This is a genomic window from Rhodococcus sp. NPDC003322, assembly GCF_053589555.1.
This window is the reverse complement of sequence record NZ_JBSFSC010000006.1, coordinates 38,131-52,378: the sequence shown is the minus strand read 5'-3', so window position 1 is coordinate 52,378 and position 14,248 is coordinate 38,131. Positions and strand designations below refer to the sequence as shown.

Annotated in this window: 14 protein-coding genes; 9 read left to right on the top strand and 5 right to left on the bottom strand. The window is 70.2% G+C overall.

Features of this window, described 5'->3' with window-relative positions; all coding sequences use genetic code 11:
• Positions 1-29: 29 nt before the first annotated feature.
• Positions 30-782: an isocitrate lyase/PEP mutase family protein gene (locus ACWDUM_RS22775; protein ID WP_450117103.1), complete on the bottom strand. Its 753-nt coding sequence runs from the start codon at positions 780-782 to the stop codon at positions 30-32.
• 97 nt (positions 783-879) lie between these two features.
• Here ACWDUM_RS22775 and ACWDUM_RS22770 point away from each other — a divergent pair, with 97 nt between their 5' ends.
• Positions 880-2,259, top strand: a complete 1,380-nt coding sequence (locus tag ACWDUM_RS22770; RefSeq protein ID WP_450135736.1) for a hypothetical protein — start codon at positions 880-882, stop codon at positions 2,257-2,259.
• The gene (locus tag ACWDUM_RS22765; protein WP_450135735.1) at positions 2,256-3,539 is read left to right on the top strand and encodes a hypothetical protein; all 1,284 of its coding nucleotides are present in this window, start codon (positions 2,256-2,258) and stop codon (positions 3,537-3,539) included. Before ACWDUM_RS22770 ends, ACWDUM_RS22765 begins: the two co-directional genes overlap by 4 nt.
• Positions 3,540-3,565: 26 nt before the next feature.
• On the opposite strand, the gene ACWDUM_RS22760 is transcribed toward ACWDUM_RS22765, so the two are convergent.
• Complete coding sequence (locus ACWDUM_RS22760; RefSeq protein WP_450135734.1) at positions 3,566-4,234, bottom strand: TetR/AcrR family transcriptional regulator; 669 nt, start codon at positions 4,232-4,234, stop codon at positions 3,566-3,568.
• Between the two features lie 185 nt (positions 4,235-4,419).
• Here ACWDUM_RS22760 and ACWDUM_RS22755 point away from each other — a divergent pair, with 185 nt between their 5' ends.
• A complete protein-coding gene (locus ACWDUM_RS22755) occupies positions 4,420-5,913 on the top strand; it encodes an MFS transporter (protein ID WP_450135733.1) in 1,494 nt (497 codons plus the stop codon).
• A gap of 21 nt (positions 5,914-5,934) precedes the next feature.
• Here ACWDUM_RS22755 and ACWDUM_RS22750 read toward each other — a convergent pair whose 3' ends face one another.
• From ACWDUM_RS22750 to ACWDUM_RS22740, 3 genes are read right to left on the bottom strand one after another with little or no spacing between them, the layout of a single operon-like run.
• The gene (locus ACWDUM_RS22750) at positions 5,935-6,768 is read right to left on the bottom strand and encodes an O-methyltransferase (RefSeq protein WP_450135732.1); all 834 of its coding nucleotides are present in this window, start codon (positions 6,766-6,768) and stop codon (positions 5,935-5,937) included.
• 26 nt (positions 6,769-6,794) lie between these two features.
• Positions 6,795-7,415: a hypothetical protein gene (locus ACWDUM_RS22745; RefSeq protein ID WP_450135731.1), complete on the bottom strand. Its 621-nt coding sequence runs from the start codon at positions 7,413-7,415 to the stop codon at positions 6,795-6,797.
• 37 nt (positions 7,416-7,452) lie between these two features.
• Positions 7,453-7,860 carry an NUDIX hydrolase gene (locus ACWDUM_RS22740; protein ID WP_450135730.1) on the bottom strand — a complete coding sequence of 136 codons (408 nt, stop codon included), beginning with the start codon at positions 7,858-7,860 and terminating at the stop codon, positions 7,453-7,455.
• A gap of 120 nt (positions 7,861-7,980) precedes the next feature.
• Between ACWDUM_RS22740 and ACWDUM_RS22735 the strand changes: the two genes are divergently transcribed.
• The 6 genes from ACWDUM_RS22735 to mnhG are packed head-to-tail and all read left to right on the top strand — an operon-like array spanning position 7,981 to position 14,212.
• Positions 7,981-10,824 carry a Na+/H+ antiporter subunit A gene (locus ACWDUM_RS22735; RefSeq protein ID WP_450135729.1) on the top strand — a complete coding sequence of 948 codons (2,844 nt, stop codon included), beginning with the start codon at positions 7,981-7,983 and terminating at the stop codon, positions 10,822-10,824.
• Positions 10,821-11,417 (top strand): Na(+)/H(+) antiporter subunit C, encoded by a 597-nt coding sequence (locus ACWDUM_RS22730; RefSeq protein ID WP_450135728.1) that lies wholly within the window; start codon positions 10,821-10,823, stop codon positions 11,415-11,417. Before ACWDUM_RS22735 ends, ACWDUM_RS22730 begins: the two co-directional genes overlap by 4 nt.
• Positions 11,414-13,042 (top strand): Na+/H+ antiporter subunit D, encoded by a 1,629-nt coding sequence (locus ACWDUM_RS22725; RefSeq protein WP_450135727.1) that lies wholly within the window; start codon positions 11,414-11,416, stop codon positions 13,040-13,042. Before ACWDUM_RS22730 ends, ACWDUM_RS22725 begins: the two co-directional genes overlap by 4 nt.
• The gene (locus ACWDUM_RS22720; protein ID WP_450135726.1) at positions 13,039-13,611 is read left to right on the top strand and encodes a Na+/H+ antiporter subunit E; all 573 of its coding nucleotides are present in this window, start codon (positions 13,039-13,041) and stop codon (positions 13,609-13,611) included. Before ACWDUM_RS22725 ends, ACWDUM_RS22720 begins: the two co-directional genes overlap by 4 nt.
• Positions 13,608-13,868, top strand: coding sequence for a monovalent cation/H+ antiporter complex subunit F (locus ACWDUM_RS22715; RefSeq protein WP_450117091.1), 261 nt, complete (start codon positions 13,608-13,610; stop codon positions 13,866-13,868). The genes ACWDUM_RS22720 and ACWDUM_RS22715 overlap by 4 nt, the downstream gene beginning before the upstream one ends.
• The gene (mnhG, locus tag ACWDUM_RS22710; protein WP_450135725.1) at positions 13,865-14,212 is read left to right on the top strand and encodes a monovalent cation/H(+) antiporter subunit G; all 348 of its coding nucleotides are present in this window, start codon (positions 13,865-13,867) and stop codon (positions 14,210-14,212) included. Before ACWDUM_RS22715 ends, mnhG begins: the two co-directional genes overlap by 4 nt.
• The last annotated feature ends 36 nt before the right edge of the window (positions 14,213-14,248 follow it).

Genomic DNA, 14,248 nt, shown 5'->3' with positions numbered 1-14,248 from the left:
ACCCGGGGGTGAAACTCACGCACAGGGCGCTAGCTCCAGCGAGCGAGGATCTCGTTGGCCCGCACCGCGAGCGCGGCCTGCAGCAGTGGCCCGAAGCTGACCCGGCCCACGCCGAGCGCCGCGTAGTTCGCCTTGTCACCTCGCACGGGATCGGCGATCGCGTTCACGGGCAGCGGCAGCGCCGCCGTCAGCTCGCGGTACACCTCGTCGGTGTGGAAGCCGACCGGGTACAGGGAGTCGGCGCCGGCCTCGGCCGCGAGCGTGAGCCGGGCGATGGCGCGTGCGGTGCGATCGGACTCGTCGCCGACCTGCTTGAGGAACAGGTCGGTACGGGCGTTGATGACCACGTGCACACCGACCGCGTCCGCGGCGCGACGCAGTCCCCCGACGAAGTCGGCGTGCTCCTGCGCCTCCCGCAGCCGCCCTCCCTCACCGTGCACGGTGTCCTCGATGTTCAACCCGACCGCTCCGACCTCGACGAGACCGTTGATCAGGGTCTCCGGGCTCTGGCCGTAGCCGGACTCGATGTCCACGGACACCGGCAGCTCCACGGCTCCGGTGATCTGGGCGACGCGGGCGAGCAGTTCACTGAACGTCATGCCCTCGTTGTCGGGCCGACCGATGGAATCGGCCACCGGGTGCGAGCCGACGGTCAGCGCGGCGAAACCGGCCTGTGCGGCCAGGTTCGCCGACCAGGCGTCCCAGACGGTCGGGAGGATCACCGGTTCCCCGGGCCGGTGCAGCCCAAGGAGCGTGGTGGCCTTCTCGGTGATCGATGCCATGGTGGGTTCCTCGCCTCGTATTTGTGGTGTGAACATCGTGGCACGCCGGGGCGTTCGGCTCAGCGCGTGCACGGTCGTCGTCCGTTAGCGTCGGGCAATGCCCGTCACTCCCCGCGCCGCCCTGTCGGCACCAGCCGGACTGCTCGGCGCCTTCCTCGCGGCGTTCGTGCTGACCGATCCGCCCGGCGGGCGCTGGGCCGTCCACACCTCCGGCCGGGAACTCGACCGGTGGCTGAGCGCCCAGCCGACCGGGATCGCGATCGGTGTGGTGGTGGCCGTCGCCGGGTGCGCCGTACTGCAGCGGGGCGGTTCCCGGCGGATCGCGTGGGCGGTCGGTGCGGCCGCGACCGCGGTGCAGTTCGCGGTCCGATTCGCGGTGCCCGACGTCGCGGGTGTCGACGCCCTGATCGCCCTGCACATCCTCAAGACCGTTGCCGCCGGTGCCCTGCTCGGCGCGGCCGTCGCCGCGGCCTGGGGCCATCGGGGTGCGCAACTCGCCCTCACCGCAGGCGCCGTCACCGGCTTCCTGTCCGTGTCCGCGTGGGGTGCGACGGTGTCCGTGAAGAGCACGTCGACGCTCGGGGAACCGGCCTGGTGGCTGCTCGGGGCAACGCTCGTCGCGACGGCGGCGGCCGCCGCGGCTGCGAACACGGCATCACGGATCCAGCGCGTCACCGGTCCCGAGGCAGGGGCCGCGTTGCTGACGGTCGCGGCGATCGCCGTGATCAACAGGCTGCAGATCGCGTGGATCGGCCAGGACGGCGACCAGACCCGAACCCACCAGTGGGTCGTCGTCGCGGTGGCGATGGTGGTGGTCCTGGTGGCGACGGAAGTGTGCGCCCGGCTGATCGCCCGCCGCACCGGCCCCGGCGAGGGGGTGATCGTGCTTGTCGCCACCGGTGTCGCGGCCGCCGCGATGCCGGTACTGGTGGACCTGCGCAGCCCGTTTCGGGACGTGCCGGCGTGGGCTGCCGTGGCGGTCGCCGGTGTCGCGGTGCTCGTCGGTCTGATCGTCGCCGCGCGCCGCCCGGCCCCGATCGCGGGACTGGCGGTGGCGGCACTGGTTCCGGTGGTCGGCGCGATCTTCCCCGACTTCGGCGACCAGGGCCCGTGGCTGCTGGCGCGGCTGGCGGTGCTCGGCGTCGGTGCCGGCTGGGCGGTCGCCGCCGCTCTGCCGGGGTCCGCGGCGGTCGCGGCGGTGGGCCTGTCGATTCCGTTCGTGTCCATGGTCTTTCACGCGGCGGCGACGGTGATCGCACCCGCGGAGGCCACCGAGATCATCTACAACGGCGCATACGAGCCGCTCCCCGGGGTCGAGATGAGCAGGGCCTATGACGCGGAGCTGGACCAGCGCTTCCACGACGCCGCCCTGCTCGGTGTCCCCCACTACGACGACCGCATCGCCGGCATCGCGCTGGCGATCGCGGTGGCGTTCTGTGCCTGGGGCGTCCGCAGTCTGCGACGGGTCCGGCGATGAACACGGCCCGGCGCACCGTCGAGCTCCTCGCGGCGCTGCTGGTCGGTGCGGCCGCGGGCTGGGCGCTGCTCGCTCCGATCGCACCCGGCTTCGCCCTCGGCGGCTCCGACGCCCGGTTGACGGTGCTGGCGACGAGCCGACCACTCGCGGCGGCACTCGGGGTCGTGCTGGCGGCGGTGGTCGCGGGATGGCTCTCGCGGCGCGGCTCCGTGCGAGTGGCGCGGCTGGTGGTGATCGTCGGGCTGGGCGCCATGGTGGCGGTGGCTTTCGCCAACGAGAGCGCCCGGCAACTGGAATGGCTGACCGCATCGAGTTACCTCACCGGTGTCGCCGCGGGACTCGCGCTCGGTGGTGCCGCCGCGACGGCCGCCGACGCGGTTGAGTCGGCGACGATGGCCGCCGGGGCGCTTGCCGCCTTCCTGCTCACCGCACCGGTCACCGCGCGCCTCGGAGAGATGGCCGATCGCGGGTGGACGGAGTACACGCTGCCGAACGACTCCGGCACGTTCACCGTCGCGCCGCCGTGGTGGCTGCTGCTGCCCGCAGCGGCCGCCACCGCCGTCGCGCTGCTGCTCGGCGGAGCCCGTGCCGCACGACCGTCGAGTCGGGCGGGCGCGGTCACGACCTCGGTCGTGGTGGCCGCACTGGTGACGAACGCGGCGATCGGCGCCGTGCCGGAGAACCGGCAGCTGACCTGGGTGCTGCTCGCTGTGTTCGTCGCGGTGACGATCGCGGGGGCGGCCGCGCTCGACGGCCGGGACGGCACGCTGCTGCTGGTGACGACGGCGGTGGTTGCAACGGCAGCCCCGCTGAGCGACTGGTCGGACACCACGTGGATCGGCGTGGTGATCCTGGCGGTGTCGCTGGCCGTCGGGGTGGTCGTCGGGACGAGGTGGCCGAGCGTCGTCGTCGGCCTGACGCTGCTCGCGGCCGTGTCGCTCGCCGGCCTGCTTCCCGATGTCGCCGACGGGATGGGTGACGCGGTGCGCTGGCTGGCACTCGCCCCGATCGCCGGCTACACCCTGGGCTCGTGTGGCGGGGCGCGCTCGGGGGCGACCGTTGCGGGCGTGTCGGTGCTGTTCGTGCCCAGCGCGCTCACGGTCGCCGGTCAGGCCGCGGCGTCCGGGCCGCTCGCGGAGCTGTCACCGTTCACGGAGTTGCCGCGCGGCGTGCTCGCGTACGGGTCCCCGCCGGATCCCTGGATGCTCAACCTGACGATGACGGTGGTGGTGCTCGGGACGATCGCCGCGGCCGGGGTGCTGCGGCAGCGGACGGACTGACCCGGAACCCGGTTGCCCGTGGACCCTCAGCCGCGCGCGGCGGATGCGACCTTGGCCGCCTCGACCTGCTCGTCGGTCAGCGACGGTTCGGTCAGCGGCGCACGCGGCACACCCTCGGCCCGCAGGCCGTCCAACGCGATCCCCAGGTAGCGGCGCCAGGCGTCGGGTGCGACGGGTCCGGCGAAGTCGATGACGGCCTCGACCATCTTGGCGACCGTGAACAGGTCGTTGGTGGTGACGTCGGAACGCAGCGTGCCGGCGTCCTTGGCGCGGGTGACGAGCTGTTCGGCGAGAGGTGCGACGCGTTCGCGGGCGCACGCGATCTGCTCGCGGCCTACGTCGCAGCTGAAGAAGACCTCGCCCATGCCGCGATTGGTTGCCATCTGTTCGCACGTGAAGGCCAGGAAGTCGACCAGCCCCTGCCACGGGTCCTCGACCTCGAGAGCCTTGGTGGCGCCCGCGGCCATGTCCGCCATGTGCTGCTCGAAGACGCCGTCGACGAGCTCCTGCTTGCAGCTGAAGCGCCGGTAGACGGTACCTACGCCCACCTTGGCGTGCCGTGCGACGTCGTCGAGCGTGATGTCGATGCCGCGTAGCGCGAACAGCTCGGCAGCCGCATCGAGGATCTTGCGGCGGTTGCGTTCGGCGTCGGCGCGCAGCTTGCGCCCTCCTGTGACGGTGCTCACGAAACTCATTCTGTCATCCCCGAGAATCCGACAAACCCGGCCCGAGAATCCGACAAACCCGGGCAAACCTCGCAGCCTCCCGAAATTAAGTGGAGACATCTTCTCCACTTAGGCGTACGGTGGCCCAAGTGGAGCCTACTCCTCCACTTCGTTCGAATCGACGACGCCGACCCACCTCTAGGGGGCTGCAGATCATGACCACGACCACACTCGACCGGCCGGCGGCCGCATCGGGATCCACCGGAAGGGAACACCGCCTGCGCTGGTTCGTCATGGCGGTCATCGCCCTGGCCCAGCTGATGGTCGTGCTCGACGCGACCATCGTGAACATCGCACTGCCCGCAGCCCAACGCGGACTCGGCTTCTCCGACGGCGACCGCCAATGGGTGGTCACCGCCTACGCCCTCGCCTTCGGCAGCCTCCTGCTCCTCGGCGGACGGATCAGCGACTTGTTCGGCCGCAGAAACGCTTTCGTCGTCGGACTGGTCGGATTCGCGGCCATGTCGGCGGTCGGAGGCGCGGCCGTGAACTTCCCCATGCTGGTCGCCGCGCGTGCCGGGCAGGGCGTGTTCGCGGCCCTGCTTGCCCCGGCCGCCCTGTCGCTGCTCGCGACGACCTTCACGCAACCGGAGGAGCGGGCCCGCGCCTTCGGCATCTTCGGCGCCGTCGCCGGCGCGGGCGGGGCGATCGGCCTGCTCCTCGGCGGCGCGCTCACCGAATGGACATCGTGGCGGTGGAGCCTGTACGTCAACCTGATCTTCGCGGCCGTCGCCCTGGTCGGCGCCCTGACGATGATGGCGCCGCACCGGTCCGAGCACCGTCCGCAACTCGACCTGCCCGGCGCGATCACCGTGTCCGCCGCGCTGTTCGGCATCGTCTACGGCTTCTCGCACGCGGAGTCGCACGGCTGGTCGGACCCCGCCACCGTGGCCTGGCTCGTCGCCGGCGCGATCCTGCTGGCCGTGTTCGTGGTGATCGAGACCCGCGTGACCCACCCGTTGCTGCCGCTGCGGATCGTGCTCGACCGGACCCGCGGCGGGTCCTACCTGGCGATGTTCCTCACCGGCTCGGGCATGTTCGCGGTGTTCCTGTTCCTGACCTTCTACCTGCAGACGAACCTGCAGTACTCGCCCATCGTCACCGGGGTGGCGTTCCTGCCGATGGTCGCCGCGATGGTGATCTCGGCGACCACCTCGACCGCGGTCCTGCTGCCCCGGATCGGGCCGCGTCCGCTGATGACCACCGGACTCGCATTGGGCGCGAGCGGTCTGGCGGTGCTCGCCCAACTCCAGATCGACAGCACCTATGCGCTGCACATCCTGCCCGGCCTCGTTCTGCTCGGCGCCGGCATGGGCATGGTCTTCGCGCCCGGCATGCAGGGCGCGGTGACCGGTGTCGATCCGGACGACGCCGGCGTGGCGTCCGCGACGGTGAACACCATGCAGCAGGTCGGCGGTTCGATCGGCACCGCCCTGCTCAGCACCGTCGCCGCGACGGCCGCGGCGAACTTCCTGTCGGGCCGGACACCGAGTCCGGAGAGTCAGGCGCTGGCCGCGGTGCACAGTTACACGACGACCTTCTGGTGGGCGGCCGCGATCTTCGTTGCCGGCGCCGTCATCTCGGCGTTCCTGCTGCCCGGGGGCAAGCTGCCCGAGTCGACCACGACGCAGCCGGCGACGGTGCACTGACCGACACCTCGGCACCGGCGATCACTCGTCGCCGGCGCCGAGGTACGTCGACTCCAGCACCAGATCCGGCAGCAGCCGTTGGTATTCCACGTGTGCGTGATGCTCGTGGGTGCGCCACTCCAACCCCTCGGTGCGGCGCATGTACGCGAGATAGTCGGGGGCGCCGGGGATCCGGACGTTGTCGGCGACGACCACTGACCCCGGGTGCAGCCAGTCCGCGTCGATCATCGACTGCAGATCCGGAAGGTATGCCGACTTGAGATGGTCGAGGAACACGAAATCGACTGCGCCGGAATCGAAACCCAGCGCCTCCAGGGTCCGGCCGCCGTCGCCGATCGAACCGACGACCGCGGTGATCCGGTCCGCCATCCCGGCGTGCGCCCAGACCCGACGCGCGACATCGGCGTTCGCCGCGCTGATCTCCACCGAGTACAGGTGGGCGTCCGGCGGGGCGGCACGGACGGCACGCAGCGCGCTGTAACCGCAGTACGCCCCGAGTTCGAGCAGCACCCGAGGCCGCGCCCGTCGCACCGCGTCCTCGAGAACGACGCCCTTCTCGTCGCCGACGTTCATCAGGAAGCTGGTGCGGCGCGCGAAGACGTCGATCGCGGCGATCACCGCGTCGATGTCACCGGCGGGCGCGGCGGTGACGACGTACCGGGCCAGGGCTTCCTCCCGACCGTCCCCGACCCGACCCTCCCGCAGCAACCGGCGCCCCGACAGCAGGAACCGCAGCACGGACCAGCGCAGGAACGGAACCGGTGTGCCGGCGAGGCGGTTCGCGAGCACCGCGGCGGTTACCGCCGCGGCGCCGAGTCCGATTGCCGCGCCACCGCGCAGAGCACGCCTCGACATCCGAGCCGAGTCCATGCCAACCGAATCTAGTCCTCCGAGAGGGAGGCCGTGCCGTTTCCCGGCGCCTGCCCTCCCCCGTCCCACCGATTCAGCAGTGCCTGTCCGCGCGGACTGATCCGGTAACCGACGTCGAGGCTTTCGGTCAGCCCCAGCTCCTTCAGGCGGCGCACCCGCTGTTTGAACGTCGGCCGGTCCATCCCGACGACGGGAGCCAGTTCGGTCGAGACGACCGCCGGGCGGGCAGCGATCAGCCGCAGGGTCGCCTCGGTCCACGGGCCGTTCGCATCCATCCGCGCCATCCGGCGGCGAAGTACGGCGAGGTCATCGGTGGTCAGCTCTGCGTCCTCCCGCAGCGCGGCGCGCGGATCCGGACCGGCGAGGCGTACCCGGATCCGGTACAGCTGCGGACCGTGCGCCTTCTTCTCCACGAACGCAAGCAACGCGGCCGCCGAGCCGAAGCCCGCCGCCCGCGCGTCGGCGTCGGTGACGTCGGCGGGCTCGACCCGGTCGACGGAATCGAACGCGACCACTCCGATCGACGTGCGCTGGCTGCCGCCGGTTCGGACCCGCGGCCGGTCCCACCGCCGGTACGCGACCGTCACCGCACCGGTGACGATCCCGTCGAGCGTCGCGGCCGTGAAGATCATCCGTCACATCCCTCCGTCGCTCCGCTCGCCCGGCCGCTCAGTCCACGAGGCCGCGCGACCGGAGATGCTCGAACACCAACCGGGATCCGGGCGCGGACTCGGGCATCGCCGCGTACTCGTCGGTGGTGAAGTACCGCAGCTCCGCGATCTCGCTCGTCGGGGTCGGCTCGGTGGTGAGGGTCGCCAGATAACAGGTCATGTGCAGCCGGGTGCCGGTCGGATGCCCGAACGCCTCGGCCTCGAACACTCCGAGGCGTTCGAGCGTGCCCGCCACGATCCCGGCGTCGAGTTCCTCGCGAATCTCCCTGTGCAGGGCCTGTTCCGGAGTCTCGCCCGGGTCGATCTTGCCGCCGGCCATGTAGAACGCGGTCTTGCCCGCCGATCGCGCCTGCAGCATCCGCCGGTCCTTGATGTGGGCGAGTGCCACGGTTCTGATCTCGGCCATCACCACAGGGTAGGCGCATGCAAAAAGTTCGCGTCCCCTAAACTGGACATCGGACGTCCGGATACTCCCGGGCGTATCGACACCCCGCCGCCACCCGCACACGACACCGACGGAGTGCCCTTGCTCGCTATATTGTTCGCCCACGCAATCGCTGCCGTCCTGGCGCCTGCTGTCGTGCGAACAATGGGGCGCAACGCATTTCTCCCACTGTCCCTGGTGCCCGCCGCGTCGCTGGTTTGGGTGATCGCGAACTGGAACACCGAACAGTCCTTGCACATCACCTGGGCGCCGGGTCTGTCGATGGACATCGACATGCGGTTCGACTCCCTCGCCGCGATCATGTCCGCGCTGATCCTCGGTATCGGCGCCTTGGTGTTGATCTACTGCTCCCGCTACTTCGAGAGCGACGAGCCGCGGCTGGGCATCTTCGCAGCCGAGATGGTCGCCTTCGCCGGTGCCATGTTCGGCCTGGTCACCAGCGACAACATGCTCATTCTCTACACCTTCTGGGAACTGACGACGATCCTGTCGTTCCTGCTGGTCGGGCACTACGCCGAACGCGCGTCGAGCCGCCGCGCCGCCACCCAGGCACTGCTGGTGACCACCGCGGGCGGCCTGGCGATGCTGGTCGGCTTCATCATCCTCGGCCAGGTCGGCGGCAGCTACCAACTGTCGGTGCTGGTGGCGAACCCGCCCGGAGGCTGGCTCGCCGGGGTCGCGGTGGTGCTGGTGCTGGCCGGTGCGCTGTCGAAGTCCGCGATCATCCCGATGCACTTCTGGTTGCCGGGCGCGATGGCCGCCCCCACCCCGGTCAGCGCGTACCTGCACGCCGCCGCGATGGTCAAGGCCGGCATCTACCTGATCGCACGACTGGCACCCGGATTCGCCGACTCCGGGCCCTGGCGGGTCACCGTCATGACCCTCGGGCTCGGCACCATGCTGCTCGGCGGCTGGCGCGCGATGCGCGCATTCGACCTCAAGCTGATCCTCGCGTTCGGCACCGTCAGCCAACTCGGCTTCCTGACCATCCTCGTCGGCACCGGTACCCGCGACGCCGCCCTCGCCGGCATCGCGCTGGTCGTCGCGCACGCGATGTTCAAGGCCGCGCTGTTCATGGTGGTCGGCATCATCGACCACACCACCGGCACCCGCGACATCCGCAAGCTCGCGCACCTCGGCAAGGCCGCGCCGGTGCTCTGTGTCGTCGCGATCGCGGCGGCCGCGAGCATGGCCGGACTACCCCCGTTCTTCGGGTTCGTCGGCAAGGAGGGTGCACTCGAGGCGATCGCGACCGCGTCGGTGCTCGACCCGACCGTCCGCACCCTCGAGCTGGCCGGCATCGTGGCCGGCTCGATCCTCACCGTCGCGTACAGCATCCGCTTCATCTGGGGTGCGTTCGGCCGCAAGCAGCTCAAGCGGCCCAGCCCGGCGGTCGCCAACATGCACCCGGCCGGACCACTGTTCCTGACGGTGCCCACCCTGCTGGCCGCCGCCGGCCTGGTCACCGGCCTGATCTCCCCGGTGATGGACAGCCTGCTCAGCGCCTACGCGCGCAGCCTGCCCGGCGGCGACCACGACTACCACCTCGCGCTGTGGCACGGGCTCGGTCTCGCACTGTGGTTGACGGTGCTGGTGGTCGCAGGCGGTGTCGCGCTGTACCTGATGCACCGCAAGATCAGCAGGCTGCGGTTCGAGCACTCGCTGCTCGGCAACGCCGAACGGATCTACGACGCGACGCTGCGGGGCATGGACACCGCGTCCATGCGGCTGACCGGTGTCACCCAGCGCGGTTCGCTGCCGCTGACGCAGGCGACGATCCTGGTCACGCTGGTGCTGCTGCCGACGATCCTGCTGGTCCTCGGCACCGACACCGTGACGCGGATGCGGCTGTGGGAATCGCCGATCCAGTTCGCCGTCGGCCTGATCATGATCGCCGCCGCGCTCGCCACGACGGTGATGCGCAACCGGCTCGCCGCGGTGATTCTCGTCGGTGTCACCGGCTACGGCTGCGGCGTCATCTTCGCCCTCGACGGCGCCCCCGACCTCGCGTTGACGCAGTTCCTCGTCGAGACCCTGACCCTGGTGATCTTCGTGCTGGTGCTGCGCAAACTGCCCGCCGAGATCGACGAACGCCAGTCCGTCGGCTTCAAGCCTGCGCGGGCGCTGCTCGGCGTCGCGGTCGGCGCGACGGTCACCGCGCTCGGCGCGTTCGCGATGAACGCCCGCTCCACCGAACCCATCTCGGTGCACATGCCGGATCTCGCGTACCACGTCGGCAATGGCAAGAACGTCGTCAACGTCCTCCTCGTCGACATCCGTGCGTGGGACACCCTCGGCGAGATCTCGGTGCTGCTGGTCGCCGCGACCGGTGTCGCCTCGCTGGTGTTCCGCACCCGCCGATTCGGCACCGCACCCCGCGTCGCGGACGCACCGTCCTTCGCGCCGACGCCGGAGACCACGTGGCTTCTCGGCGGCGACCTGATCGACCCCCGGCACCGGTCGCTGATCCTCGAGGTCACCACCCGGATGATCTTCCCGACCATGATGGTGCTGTCGGTGTACTTCTTCTTCTCCGGCCACAACGCACCCGGTGGCGGGTTCGCCGGCGGGTTGACCGCCGGTCTGGCCCTGGTGCTGCGCTACCTCGCCGGCGGTCGGTACGAGCTAGGAGAGGCCGTCCCCATCGACGCGGGCAAGATCCTCGGCCTCGGACTGATCTTCTCCGCGGGCACCGCACTGGCCTCGCTGTTCCTCGGCGCACCCGCGCTGTCGTCGGCGACGATCGAGGTCACCCTGCCGCTGCTCGGGCACATCAAGCTCGTCACCGCGATGTTCTTCGACCTCGGCGTGTACCTGATCGTCGTCGGCCTCGTCCTCGACGTGCTGCGCAGCCTCGGCGCCCGCCTGGACGCCGAGGTCGAGAACCTGCCGGTCCGTTCCGGCGAGGAGGTGCCGGTCCGATGAGCGTAAACCTCGGATTCCTCATCGTCATCGGCGTCCTCGTCGCCTGCGGTGTCTACCTGCTGCTCGAGCGGTCGATCACGAAGATGCTGCTGGGGCTGATGCTGTTCGGCAACGGCGTCAACCTGCTGATCCTGTCGGTCGGCGGCCCGCCCGGCAGCGCGCCGATCGTCGGCCGCACCAACGATGTGTACGACACCATGGCCGATCCCCTCGCGCAGGCGATGATCCTGACCGCGATCGTCATCACCATGGGCATCGCCGCGTTCGTGATGGCCCTGGCGTACCGGTCCTACAAGATCAACACCAAGGACGCCGTCGAGGACGACCCCGAGGACACCAAGGTCAAGACCCGCCGCAGCCCTGCGGAGGCCCCCGACCACGACCGCTCCGACGACCCGATCACCGGCGACTCCACGTTCAGCGGCGACGCCTTCGACGACAAGGGCAACCCCATCCCACTCGAACAGCTCAAGAACCTCGAGGACCTCGAGGTGTACGAGGACCTGCGCGAAGGCGACTTCGACGAGTTCGACCCCAACGGCGACGACGACCCCCGCGAGTCGGTGCAGGCCCCGGGCGGTGACCGCACATGACGTGGCCCGACAACCTCGTCCAGTACCTGACGCCGTTGCCGGTCCTGGTACCGATGCTCGCCGCGGCGGTCACCCTCGTCGGCGGCAGGCGGCCCCGGTTCCAGCGCACCGTCACCATGACGGCTCTCGTCGTCGGGCTCGGCATCTCCCTCGTGCTGCTCTATCTGGCGGACCGGGACGGCATCTCCACGCTGCAGGTCGGCGGCTGGGACTCACCGATCGGCATCACCCTCGTCGTGGACCGGCTGTCGGCGATCATGCTGGTCGTCTCCTACACCGTGCTGCTCGCGGTCATGGCGTTCGCCGTCGGGCAGGGCATCCACGACGGCACCGAACGTCAACCGGTGTCGATCTTCCTGCCGACCTACCTGGCGCTGTCCGCGGGCATCTCCAACGCGTTCCTCGCCGGAGACCTGTTCAACCTGTACGTCGGGTTCGAAGTGCTGCTGGCGGCATCGTTCGTGCTGCTGACCCTCGGGGCCAGCGCCGACCGGGTCCGCGCCGGTGTCTCGTACGTGATGGTGTCGATGGTGTCGTCGCTGATCTTCCTGATCGGCATCGCCCTCGCCTACGGCGCGACCGGCACGCTGAACATGGCGCAGATGGCGGTCCGGCTCGACGACATCCCCGAGGGCACCCGGATGGCGATCTTCGGGGTCCTGCTCGTCGCGTTCGGCATCAAGGCGGCGGTGTTCCCGCTGTCGACGTGGCTGCCGGACTCCTACCCCACCGCACCCGCGCCGGTCACCGCGGTGTTCGCGGGCCTGCTCACCAAGGTCGGCGTGTACGCGATCATCCGCGCCCACACACTGCTGTTCCCGCAGGGCGAGCTCGACGACGTGCTGCTGGTGTGCGGCCTGCTGACGATGATCGTCGGCATCCTCGGCGCCATCGCCCAGTCCGACATCAAACGACTGTTGTCCTTCACCCTGGTCAGCCACATCGGCTACATGGTGTTCGGCATCGCGCTGTCCACCGAACAGGGCCTGTCCGGGGCGATCTACTACGTGGCGCACCACATCATCGTGCAGACCACGCTGTTCCTCGTCGTCGGTCTCATCGAACGCCAGGCCGGTTCGTCGTCGCTGCGCCGCCTCGGCGGCCTCGCCGCCGCCAGCCCGGTGCTCGCGATCGTGTTCCTGATCCCGGCGCTCAACCTCGGCGGCATCCCGCCGTTCTCCGGGTTCATCGGCAAGATCGCGCTGCTGCAGGCCGGTGCCGCGCACCCGAGCGTGCTGTCCTGGATCCTGGTCGCGGGCGGCACGATCACCAGCCTGCTGACCCTGTACGTCATCGCCCGGGTGTGGACGAAGGCGTTCTGGCGGGCCCGCGCCGACGCCCCCGAGGGCGAGCTCGCGGACGTCAGCCCGTCCGCCCTGATCGACGAGTCCGAGCAGGACATCGCGTTCGTCGACCGCGAGGACGTCGGCCGGATGCCGGCGCTGATGCTGCTCCCGACGATAGCGCTGGTCGGGGTCGGCATCGCACTGACGGTGTTCGCCGGCCAGATCATCGCCGTCACCGACCGCGCGGCCACCGACCTGCAGGACCGTTCCATCTACATCGACGCGGTCCTCGGTCCCGGCTACCACGAACAGGCGACGGCGTCCGGAGGTGACCGATGACCCGGGCGGTGGCGTTGCGGGCCGGTTCGCTGGCCTGGCTGGTGCTGGTGTGGATCCTGCTGTGGGGCAACCTGTCCGTGGCGAACGTCGTCGGCGGACTGATCGTCGCCGTCCTGATCACGGTGCTGCTGCCGCTGCCGCGGGTCCCCGTCGAGGGACGCATCCACGTGTGGTCCATCGTGAAACTCATCGGGCTCAGCATCTGGTACGCGGCGCAGTCCAGCGTCCAGGTCGCGTGGCTGGCCGTCCGGCCCGGCCCACCGCCCGTGACGGGCGTGCTGCGGGTGCGGCTGTCGATCAAGTCGGATCTCGTGCTCACCCTGTGCATCGACGTGCTCAACCTGATCCCCGGCACCATGGTGCTCGAAATCGACCAGGTCAAACGCACCGTGTACGTGCACGTCCTCGACGTCGGGACCGACAAGGCCGTCAAGCACTTCTACCGGACCGTCCGCCAGCTCGAGCGGCTGTTCATCGCGTCGTTCGAACGCGACGCAGAGTGGAAACCGTCCCCGTGGCACGTCGACGATCCCCTCCACGACCCGTCCGCCCGAAAGGAGATTCCGTGACGACCGTCCTCGTGATCGCCGGGGTGATGCTGTCGGTCGCCGCGGTGATGACCTCCTACCGACTGCTCGCGGGTCCGGGGACCCTCGACCGTCTCGTCGCGATGGACACCCTGGTCGCGGTCGCGATCTGCGGCCTCGCGGTGTGGGCGGCGTTCAGCATGGACACCACGCTGGTGCCCGCGATCGTCGCGCTGTCGCTCGTCGGTTTCGTCGGCTCGGTCTCGGTGGCCCGGTTCCGGGTGCGTGACGACCAGTGAAGACCGCACTCGACGCCCTGGCCGCCGTCCTCCTCCTGCTCGGGGCGCTCCTCGCGATGACCGCCGCGATCGGCATCGTCCGCTTCCCCGACACCCTCTCCCGCATGCATGCCGCCACCAAGCCGCAGGTCATCGGCCTGGTGCTGGTGCTCGCCGGTGCAGTGATCCGGCTCCGCGGCAACGTCGACATCTGGATGCTGGTGCTCGTCGGCCTGTTCACCCTGCTCACCGCACCCGTCATCGCGCACACCGTCGGCCGCGTCGCCTACCGCGAGCAGCGCGGCAAGGACGGTCTCGGCATCGTCGGCGAACTGGACCGCGAGCAGGGTCCACCCTCGCGCTGATCGGTCCGGCTGCCCGGGCCTCGCCGGTGGCGTGAG